The following is an 8,234-nucleotide window of genomic DNA, read 5'->3' as shown; positions in this document are numbered from 1 at the left end:
GGCTCATACAGCGTGACGCCCGAGAGTTTCGACAGGTCGAGCGTGTGTTCGCTCTGTTGCGGCCGGCCGATACCGCGCTTGGAACCATGGCCGAGGATTTCCAGCGGCGATTCTTCCGCCACAGCCCAGGCGACGGTGGACAGGACTTCTTCCGACGTGGTTGGAGTGAAGGTGGTCATGGTCGACCCTTGTTCCTCGCCCCGCTTCGCGGGGGAGAGGAACCTTCATTCTGAGGCGCCATCATCTCAAAACCTCGGAATGTCCGGAAACGGCAGTTTGCCGCCGGAAATGTGCATGCGGCCGAGTTCGGCGCAGCGGCGCAGCTGCGGGAACACTTTTCCCGGGTTGAGCAGATGGTTGGGATCGAAGGCGCATTTGACGCGCATCTGCTGGTCGAGGTCGACCTGGGTGAACATTTCCGGCATCAGGTCACGTTTTTCCACGCCCACCCCGTGTTCGCCGGTGAGCACACCGCCAACCTTGACGCAAAGCCGCAATATGTCGGCGCCAAAGCTTTCGGCCTTGTCGAGTTCGCCCGGCACATTGGCGTCGTAGAGGATCAGCGGATGCAGATTGCCGTCGCCGGCATGAAAGACATTGGCGACGCCGAGGCCGTATTTCTCCGACAGCTCGCGCATGCCGGCCAGCACACGCGGCAGTTCCTTGCGCGGGATGGTGCCATCCATGCAGTAATAATCGGGAGAGATGCGGCCGACCGCCGGGAATGCCGCCTTGCGGCCGGCCCAGAAGCTCAGCCGCTCCTGCTCCGACTGCGATATGCGGCAGGTGGTCGAGCCGTTCTTGTAGGCGATGGCCTCGACAAGGCCGATCAGATGATCGACCTCGACGCCCGGCCCATCGAGTTCGACGATCAGCAGTGCCTCGACATCAAGGGGATAGCCGGCATGAACGAAATCCTCGGCCGCGTGGATCGCCGGCCGGTCCATCATCTCCATGCCGCCCGGGATGATGCCGGCACCGATGATGTCGGCGACGCACTGGCCGCCCTGCTCGCTGGTGGGAAAGCCTATCAGCAGTGCACGTGCCGTCTCCGGCTTCTTCAGAATGCGCACGGTGACCTCGGTGACGACGCCGAGCAGCCCTTCCGAACCGGTCATGACGCCGAGCAGGTCATAACCTTCCGCATCGAGATGGCTACCGCCGAGCCGCACCACCTCGCCGCTCATCAGCACCATCTCGATGCCGAGCACATTGTTGGCGGTGAGGCCGTATTTCAGGCAGTGCACGCCGCCGGAATTCTCCGCGACATTGCCGCCGATCGAGCAGGCGATCTGGGAGGATGGATCGGGGGCGTAGTAGAAGCCCTCCTGCTCGACGGCGGTGGTGATGCCGAGATTGGTGACGCCCGGCTGCGCGACGACGGTGCGATTGGGAAAATCGATCGCGAGGATGCGGTTGAAGCGGCTCATGACCAGCAGCACCGCGTCCTCGAGCGGCAGCGCGCCGCCCGACAGCGAGGTGCCGGAGCCGCGCGGCACGACGCGGATGTTGCGCTCGTTGCAGTATTTCAGCACGCGCGAAACCTGCGCCACCGTTTGCGGCAAAACGACAACCAGCGGCAGCTGCCGATAGGCGGTCAGGCCATCGCTCTCGAAAGCGCGCATGGAATTGGCGGCGTCGACGACGCCCTCGCCCGGCACGATGATGCGCATGTCGGCGACGATCTCGTCGCGCCGGCGCATCGTGGCGTCGTCTGGTTTCGGCATGGCTAGGCCGGACATCAACAGCCTCGTTTCGCTTGACTGGTCAAAATCTTTTACCAGTGAAGCGCGTCGGTTGCAAATCCTGCCTGGGTGGGGAAACCAGCCTCATGGTCGAGACAGGCTTCCGCAGCGGCAATCTGCCGCTGCCTCGTCTGCCTGTTCGGCTATTCGCCCGCCAGCTTGCCGGGTTCGGAATGCATCCGCCGCACGCGACGCACGCCCCACCAGACCAGCAGGATGGCGACAGGCACCGAAGCGGCGGTGATGACCTCCGGCGCGAAGGCGTGGCCGAAGATCGAGGCACCCTTCGCGACATAGCCGATAAGGCCGACCACATAATAGGAGACGGCGGCGACCGAGAGGCCTTCGACGGTCTGCTGCAGGCGCAGTTGCAGGCGGGCGCGGTTGTTCATCGAGGCGAGCAGGTCTCGGTTCTGCTTCTCGACCTCGACATCGACCCAGGTGCGCAGCAGCGTCGTGGCGCGGGTCAGCTTGCGCGACAGATTGGCTTGCCGCTCTTCGACCGAGCGGCAGGTGCGCATGGCTGGTGCCACGCGTCGCTGCAGGAACCCGCCCCAGGTATCGTAGCCGGGCACGGCTTCTTCCTCGAGCGCTTCCAACCGCTCGACCACGATGCCGTCATAAGCGCGGCTGGCGCCAAAGCGGTAGAGGCTCGACGCCGCGTCCGCTTCCAACTCCGCGGCAAGTTCGGTCAGGTCGGCCAGCAAGGTCTGGCTGTCGCGGGTCTCGGCGACCTTCATCTCCAGCGTGGTCTGCGCCAGCCGGTCCTCGATGCGGCGGGCGCGGCCGGACAAGTTCAGGGCCAGCGGCAGGCCGAGCATGGCCAACGTGCGGTAGGTTTCGATGTCGATCAGCCGTTGCGATAGCGCGCCGGTGCGCGCCGGGGTCAGGCCGCGATCGAGCACCAGCATGCGCGTCATGCCGTCGCCATCCTGGCGGAAATCGGTGACGATGGCGGCGTTGCCGCGCTCGACCAGCGAGTAGCACAGGCTGGTTGGATCGAAGCCGGCGATCAGCCGCTCGCTCGCTTGCGTCCACTTGCGAATTTCGAGCCGGATGCCGGAGATGACTGTTCCCGGGGGAGAAAACCCGTTGCCGAAGGGCGAATCCTCCTGCGTCCTGCCGCTTTCGGAGAGCGGCCCTTCCCACAGATAGGTCGAGAATTCGGTGTGCCGCTCCCAGCGCAGCGAGCCCTTGCCCCATTTCATAGCGTGGTGGCGAGCCTGGCGGTCGGGTGCGGCGATGCCGAGGCGTCGCGACAGTTCGGAAAGCACGGCCATGTCGACGCCGGAGCCGCCCTCGGTCATGAAGGCGAGTTGCACCAGGACGCGCGGCTTTTCGATGAGCGGATGCGGCCGGGCATGGACCTCGCCGAGCGCGCCGGGCCGGCCCTCATGCGCGGGAAATCCCATGACGCTGCCCTTGGCGCGCGGCTGGAATTCGAGATTGGACGGGTCGTCTGACACGGCTTGTCCCCCGGGTTTCTTTGAACCCTCTTGCACTCGCGTCCCTCTAGAGCCAATGGCCGGATGACGCAAACAGCAAAGTTTAGCCGAAGATGATATGACGCCAGGCGGCAAATTCGACACGCTTCGGCCAATTGGATAAATAATTTGACCAGTTGGCGACGCAGGCTTTATCCTGCGCCCCACCGGTTCACCTTCCAGGCATCGAGTTGAGCGATATTTTTTCCAGGATCGAGCATTCGCGCACCGCCGACGAGGTGGTGCAGCAGATCGAGAGCCTCATCCTCGAAGGCGTACTGCGCACCGGCGACCGGTTGCCGGGCGAGCGCGAGCTTGCACGCCAGTTCGACGTGTCGCGGCCGATCCTGCGCGACGCACTGAAGGCGCTCGAAGGGCGCGGCCTTTTGACGACGAGGCCGGGTGGTGGCACGCATGTCGCCGATGTCATAGGCCAGCTGTTCACCAAGCCGGTGACGGACCTGATCTCGATGCACCGCAAGGCTGTGACCGACTATCTGGAATACCGCCGCGAGATCGAAGGGGTGGCGGCTGAATACGCTGCGCGGCGCGCCACGTCAGACGACATGGCGCTGCTCGACAAGATCATGGCACGCATGGACGATGCGCACCGGACCGGCGACTTCGATGACGAGGCTGAAATCGACGTCGAGTTCCATCATGCGATCTGCGAATGCGCGCACAACATCATCCTTTTGCACACGCTGCGCTCCTGCTATCGGCTGTTGTCGGAAGGCGTGTTCCAGAACCGGCTCTTGGTGTTCACCGTGCCCGGCGCGCGCGAGGCGCTGCTTGCGCAGCACCGGGCAATCCATGCGGCGGTGAAGGCCGGCGACCCGGCCGCTGCCCGGCAAGCAGCGATGGACCACATCACCTATGTCGAACGGTCGATGGCGGAGGCCGAGCGCAGCGGCGACTGGCAGCGCGTCTCGCGACTGAGGCTGAAACAGCGCGTCGACGCCACCGATACCGAACCTGCACGCAAACGCTCCTAGCTATCGAAACGGGAAGCCCATGAGCCAAATCCTGACCATCGCCGACCTCAAGGACCTCGCGCGCCGGCGCGTGCCGAAGATGTTCTTCGACTATGCCGATTCCGGCGCCTGGACCGAGAGCACCTACCGGGCCAACGAGGAGGATTTCGGCAAGATCAAGTTCCGCCAGCGCGTGCTGGTCGACATGAGCAACCGTTCGCTGGAATCGACCATGATCGGCGAAAAGGTGGCAATGCCGGTGGCGCTGGCCCCGACCGGCCTGACCGGCATGCAGCACGCCGATGGCGAGATGCTGGCGGCGCAGGCAGCGGAAGAATTCGGCGTGCCGTTCACCTTGTCGACGATGAGCATCTGCTCGATCGAGGATGTCGCCTCGGTAACCACGAAGCCGTTCTGGTTCCAGCTCTATGTGTTGCGCGACAAGGACTTCGTGCTTAATCTGATCGACCGGGCAAGGGCGGCGAAATGCTCGGCTTTGGTGCTGACGCTCGACCTGCAGATTCTCGGCCAGCGGCACAAGGATGTCCGTAACGGCTTGTCGGCGCCGCCCAAGATGACGTTGGCCAACATTGCCAACATCGCCATGCGCCCGCGTTGGTGGATGGGCATGGCCGGCACGAAGCGCCGCACCTTCCGCAACATTGTCGGTCATGCCAAGGGTGTCGGCGACGTCTCATCTCTGGGTTCATGGACGAACGAGCAGTTCGATCCGCATCTGTCGTGGAAGGATGTCGCCTGGATCAAGGAGCGCTGGGGCGGCAAGCTGATCCTGAAAGGTATTCTCGACAAGGAGGACGCGCTGATGGCGGCCAAGACCGGCGCCGACGCGATCGTCGTTTCCAACCATGGCGGGCGCCAGCTCGACGGCGCATCGTCATCGATCATGGCGCTGGAAGAAATAGCCGACGCTGTCGGTGACAGGATCGAAGTGCACATGGATGGCGGCATCCGCTCCGGCCAGGATGTGCTGAAGGCGCTCTGCCTCGGCGCCAAGGGCACCTATATCGGCCGGCCATTTCTTTACGGGCTGGGTGCGCTCGGCAAGGAAGGGGTTACCAAGGCGTTGGAAATCATCCGCAAGGAGATGGACATCACGCTGGCGCTGTGCGGAAAGCGTTTGGTCACCGACATGGGCAAGGACCAGCTCCGGCGCTAAGTCCCGTGACCGCCTAACCACGGAGACAACGGAAAATTGGCAGAACCCGGCATCCATTTTCTCGACGCGCATGGGCCGGAAGGTGTGCGTCTTTATGCCATTGGCGACGTCCACGGCCGGCTCGACCTGCTGGTCGCCATGCATCAGCGCATCAAGGCCGAGATCGAGCAGGAAGCGCCTGCCGACTGGCGCGTCATCCATCTTGGCGACTATGTCGACCGCGGGCCGGACTCAAAGGGCGTCATCGATTTCCTGATCGAAGCGCGAGAGCGCGACCCGCGCCATCTGATGCTGGCCGGCAACCACGACATCGGCTTTCTCGATTTTCTCAAGACCCCCGACCCGGACGGGCTTTTCATCCGGTTTGGCGGCATCCAGACGGCGCAGTCCTACGGCGTGGCGATCAGTGAAGGCACCAGCGTGTGGTTCGGCAAGGCCGAGTCCGCCGTGCGCAAAGGACATCAGGCCCTGGTCGAGGCCGTGCCGCAAAGCCACATCGACTTCCTGCGGTCGCTGCCGTTTTCGGAGACACTGGGCGACTTTTTCTTCTGCCATGCCGGCATCCGGCCCGGCATCGCGCTGGAAAGGCAAAACCCGCAGGATCTGATCTGGATCCGTGACGTCTTCCACAACCACCCCGGCCTTTATCCAAAGATCGTGGTGCACGGCCACACGCCGGTGCCGGAGGCGGAAGTGATGGCCAACCGCGTGAATGTCGACACGCTCGCCTGGCAATCCGGCATGCTGAGCGCGCTCGTCGTCGACGGGCCGGACAAACGCATCCTGACACTGACGATCAAGGAGCCTGGGACGATCAAGGAACCCGGAACGATAAAAGAGGCCTGAGCGCTGCGCGTCCGAGGACGCCAAAGACGCTCCGGCTCGTGGCGCAGCCCCGGCTTTTAGCGAAGCGAGGCGGTGACGCCGTAGCCGTCGACGGCGTTGTGGTTGTTGGCTGCGTCGGCGGCATAAATGCCGAGGCCGCACAGCACGATGGCGGATACCATGGCAAAGGACAGAAGCGCTGCTTTCACGGACGTCATCTCTTGTTGAGCTTTCTGCATCTGTGCACGAGGCGGTTACCAATGCGTTGAAACGGAGAATTCGCTTCAAAGTTTCGACGATTTCGCGCTTCTAGGCATGTTCTGTATCAACGGTGTGTCGCGCGGGTCACACAAAAGGTTCATCGCGGTTGCACCGAAGATGCAGAGCGCGCGCCTTCTAGGCTGGCGGGCGGACGTAAACCAAGGATGAAAGGCGTTTTCCCCAGGCGGATTCACCGCCGCGTGCCAATTATGTCACGCGGCCATGCACCAAGGGATGGGTGTTCTCAGATGGTCGCTACCCAGGCGCGGGCAATGGCCAGGCCGGCAGCGTCAGCGTCGGGCCCGTTGCGGGCCATTTCGCCGTCGAGCTTGCCGGCCCAGTCGGGATGGCGCGCGGCGATGGTCGGGGCAAAGGACGAACTCCAGTCTTGCACCATCTGCCGGTCGGCCTCGAAATGGAACTGGAAACCGTAGACGGCGCGGCCGACGCGGAACGCCTGGTTCTCGGTGACATCGTTGCCGGCGAGCCGCACGGCGTTCTCGGGCAGCACGAAGGTGTCGTCGTGCCACTGGAAGATCGGGAATTTCTCCGGCAACTGAGCCAGCACCGGATCGTCCTTGGCATCCGGCGTCAGCGAGACGCCGTGCCAGCCGAACTCGTTAGCGCCGCCAATGCGGTTCTCGCCGCCGAAGGCGCGGGCGACGAGCTGGCTGCCGAGGCAGATGCCGAGCACGGCGCGGTCCTTGCCAGCGAAATCGCGGGTCAGTTCGAGCAGTGCCGGGAAATAGGGGTACTCATCGTCGGCCAGCGCATTCTGGCCACCGCCGAGCACCACCATGGCGTCATGCCCGGCCGCGTCATCCGGCAGGGGATCGCCTTTGTAAGGGAGGCGCAGATCGAGATCTGCGCCCGCCTCCGCAAGTGCTGCGCCGACCTGGCCAAGGCCGGTATTGTCGTAGTTCTGGACCACCAGCACCCGCATGAAAAACCCTGCTGACATGAAAAAGATGTGACGAGCGATACCATGCCGTCAGCATTGCAGCCAAGATGCGCGTTCGGAGAGAAAGCTATGCCACTGCAAAACCGGGTCGATCCGTTCGGCGCCATCCACGCCGTGCCCGAGCGCGGGCTGTTCACCGGCAATCGCGGTATCATCCACGATCCCGAGACGAAGACGCTGCTGAAAAAGCGCTGGGCGCTTCAGGCCTGGATCATCTGCGTTTGCCAATTCCGCGACGTGCGGCGCGAACCGATGGGCAGCAACCGAAAGGGCGGTAAAGCGGGCTGGACCGAGCTGTTCTTCCTCGACGAGGTGACGGCATTGGCGGCCGGGCATCGCCCCTGCTTCTTTTGCCAGCGCGAACGGGCCAAGGTTTTCGTTGGCCGCTTCGGCGAAGCCTTCGGCATTGCCGAGCCGCGCGCGCCGATGGTCGACAAGCGGCTGCACAAGGAGCGGCTGGCTTCGGGCGCCAAGCCGCCGATGGTGGCATTTGAAGAGCTTGCCGGCCTGCCGGACGGCGCCATCGTTGCGGATGGCGGCACCGTTTATGCCTTGCGCATGGGCAAGACACTGCGCTGGTCCTTTGCGGGATACGGGCAGCCGAACGATTTCGGCCAGCTCAAAGGCAAGACGCTGTCGCTGCTGACGCCGGCCACGACGCTCGCCGTGCTGCGGCATGGCTTTCGGCCGGCGTGGCATCCGACCGCCGAGGCTTGACGCCGGCGGCCGGCTCGCTCATTCCTCGGCGATGCGCGCCAATTACAAAATGCAACGTCTGTTCGTGCCCGACGATCTGCGGCCAGACAT

8 protein-coding genes and 1 pseudogene are annotated in these 8,234 nt (G+C 63.9%); 4 read left to right on the top strand and 5 right to left on the bottom strand.

Going from position 1 to position 8,234, the window contains the following annotated elements; all coding sequences use genetic code 11:
- The 3 genes and pseudogenes from EN935_RS42005 to EN935_RS13120 all read right to left on the bottom strand — a co-directional run.
- Positions 1-179: pseudogene (locus tag EN935_RS42005) on the bottom strand (FAD-binding protein); the annotation flags it as partial.
- A gap of 66 nt (positions 180-245) precedes the next feature.
- The gene (locus tag EN935_RS13125; RefSeq protein ID WP_109670003.1) at positions 246-1,742 is read right to left on the bottom strand and encodes an FAD-linked oxidase C-terminal domain-containing protein; all 1,497 of its coding nucleotides are present in this window, start codon (positions 1,740-1,742) and stop codon (positions 246-248) included.
- A 146-nt stretch (positions 1,743-1,888) separates the two neighbouring features.
- Positions 1,889-3,211, bottom strand: a complete 1,323-nt coding sequence (locus EN935_RS13120; protein WP_127264830.1) for a DUF3422 family protein — start codon at positions 3,209-3,211, stop codon at positions 1,889-1,891.
- A 209-nt stretch (positions 3,212-3,420) separates the two neighbouring features.
- On the opposite strand from EN935_RS13120, the gene EN935_RS13115 reads away from it, so the two are divergent.
- Genes EN935_RS13115 through EN935_RS13105 form a run of 3 tightly spaced genes read left to right on the top strand, consistent with a single transcriptional unit; the run spans position 3,421 to position 6,226 of the window.
- Positions 3,421-4,224, top strand: coding sequence for an FCD domain-containing protein (locus tag EN935_RS13115; protein WP_126067947.1), 804 nt, complete (start codon positions 3,421-3,423; stop codon positions 4,222-4,224).
- Positions 4,225-4,243: 19 nt separating this feature from the next.
- Positions 4,244-5,380, top strand: coding sequence for an alpha-hydroxy acid oxidase (locus tag EN935_RS13110; protein ID WP_127264829.1), 1,137 nt, complete (start codon positions 4,244-4,246; stop codon positions 5,378-5,380).
- A gap of 36 nt (positions 5,381-5,416) precedes the next feature.
- A complete protein-coding gene (locus tag EN935_RS13105) occupies positions 5,417-6,226 on the top strand; it encodes a metallophosphoesterase (RefSeq protein WP_127264828.1) in 810 nt (269 codons plus the stop codon).
- Between the two features lie 56 nt (positions 6,227-6,282).
- Here EN935_RS13105 and EN935_RS42790 read toward each other — a convergent pair whose 3' ends face one another.
- Complete coding sequence (locus tag EN935_RS42790) at positions 6,283-6,414, bottom strand: hypothetical protein (RefSeq protein WP_274533732.1); 132 nt, start codon at positions 6,412-6,414, stop codon at positions 6,283-6,285.
- A 296-nt stretch (positions 6,415-6,710) separates the two neighbouring features.
- A complete protein-coding gene (locus tag EN935_RS13095) occupies positions 6,711-7,409 on the bottom strand; it encodes a type 1 glutamine amidotransferase (protein ID WP_127264835.1) in 699 nt (232 codons plus the stop codon).
- Between the two features lie 87 nt (positions 7,410-7,496).
- Between EN935_RS13095 and EN935_RS13090 the strand changes: the two genes are divergently transcribed.
- The gene (locus tag EN935_RS13090; RefSeq protein WP_127373360.1) at positions 7,497-8,144 is read left to right on the top strand and encodes a hypothetical protein; all 648 of its coding nucleotides are present in this window, start codon (positions 7,497-7,499) and stop codon (positions 8,142-8,144) included.
- Positions 8,145-8,234 lie beyond the last annotated feature (90 nt).

The organism is Mesorhizobium sp. M7D.F.Ca.US.004.03.1.1 (assembly GCF_003998635.1).
Taxonomy (GTDB): Bacteria; Pseudomonadota; Alphaproteobacteria; order Rhizobiales; family Rhizobiaceae; genus Mesorhizobium; species Mesorhizobium loti.
Note: the sequence above shows the minus strand (reverse complement) of the source record. Positions and strands in the feature narration are given on the sequence as shown.